Origin of the sequence: Tritonibacter sp. SIMBA_163 (assembly GCF_046535935.1) — a bacterium.
Lineage (GTDB): Bacteria > Pseudomonadota > Alphaproteobacteria > Rhodobacterales > Rhodobacteraceae > Epibacterium > Epibacterium scottomollicae.
Window position 1 is genome coordinate 1 of the sequence record NZ_JAWJBP010001431.1, and the last position, 233, is coordinate 233.

1 pseudogene is annotated in these 233 nt (G+C 70.8%); it reads right to left on the reverse strand.

The window, feature by feature from the left end:
* Positions 1-233 (reverse strand): annotated as a pseudogene (gene fadH / locus R0J92_RS27020) (NADPH-dependent 2,4-dienoyl-CoA reductase); the annotation flags it as partial.

Sequence of the window (233 nt, forward strand, 5' to 3'; positions counted from 1 at the left end):
GCCTCCCATGGCGTTCGGCCTTGCGCCGCAGCAGGGTGACCTGACCGGCGGGGGCTCCGGGCTGGGGGCCTTCCGGGGCCACGCCGGAGCGATGCTCGGCAGGGTCCGTGACCCCCCATTCGCGCATCCACAGCGGCAGGCTTACGGTAGGGCTCTCGCCCTCGTGCAGCAGGGATTCGGAGACATCGAACCCGATGCAGCCAGCGCCGATCACGGCCACCTTATCGCCCATG